Origin of the sequence: Aeromonas sp. ANP5, from assembly GCF_963870295.1 — a bacterium.
Lineage (GTDB): Bacteria > Pseudomonadota > Gammaproteobacteria > Enterobacterales > Aeromonadaceae > Aeromonas > Aeromonas veronii.
Genome location: NZ_CAWMRY010000084.1, coordinates 1 through 950 on the forward strand (window position 1 = coordinate 1; position 950 = coordinate 950).

The 950-nt window shown below is 41.7% G+C and carries 2 protein-coding genes; both read right to left on the minus strand.

What is annotated here, in order from left to right; genetic code table 11:
* Positions 1 to 126: 126 nt before the first annotated feature.
* A complete protein-coding gene (locus AACT07_RS22330) occupies positions 127 to 516 on the minus strand; it encodes a DUF2750 domain-containing protein (protein ID WP_069530088.1) in 390 nt (129 codons plus the stop codon).
* Positions 500 to 950, minus strand: a 451-nt coding sequence (locus AACT07_RS22335) for a polymorphic toxin type 8 domain-containing protein (RefSeq protein WP_216093299.1), incomplete at its 5' end; no start/stop codon positions are given. The genes AACT07_RS22330 and AACT07_RS22335, both read right to left, overlap by 17 nt.

The following is a 950-nucleotide window of genomic DNA, read 5'->3' on the forward strand; positions in this document are numbered from 1 at the left end:
CAGGCCGTTGCCATTGAGCTTCCAGCTCTGTTAGCTCAGTGACGCTAAAAAAAACCGGCATTACGCCGGTTTTTTTTACATCTACGCTGACAAAGACTCCATATAGCTATAACCTTCAAAAAATGATCAGATATACTTCTCACACTCATTTTTCAAATCAGCCAACAATTCATCTGCACTGACAATAGGAGTGTCCTTAGTTGAAGGAACCATAAAAACACCGATGCGCAAACCATCATTAGATAGATTTGGCAAAAATTCATAAAGAAGAAAGTCCAGTTCAATTTCTTTAGGTTTATAGCGTGACCATTCATCTATCGCGCAGGCTTCAGCATACTCTCTAGCAGGCCACAATACGATAAAATCATTATTTGAGCCATCACAGCTTAGAGCAAAGCCATCATCATCAAGTACCCATGCTGACTCAGCATCAGCTACCCTTTTGATAAAATAAACATACCTATCCCTATTGCCTATCCCTGAAATAACCTCTATTTCTCTAGCTGATAGTCTCATTGTTTTTTTCCTTACATCCGGCCTTGCCACTTGATTCTGGTTTATTTTTTATACCATGGCCATCATACTTATGTTGCCTACGGTGTAGATCTGTATGTTGAGGATCTGAGTACTCATAACCATAACCTTTAGATGCCTCATACCCACGCCAATGGGCTAGCTGATAACCAGGCGGATTTCTAATATTAGTCCTTTGTCCTCTAGCAATCGAGTTTTGTTCTTGTTTAATCCATCCACGGACATGGCTTGGCTGTTTTGGATCATTAGCCAGCTCTTTTAATCTTGCTTGTTTCCCTGCTCGGCCAATAGATAAGCCAAAGGGGTCAACCCATTCTAACGGATTATGCACATAAGCATATGGGCTAAAGCCACCATCAAACCCTATCGGATCTGGCGAGATATATTGCCCCAACTCCGGGTCAAAGTAACGGTGC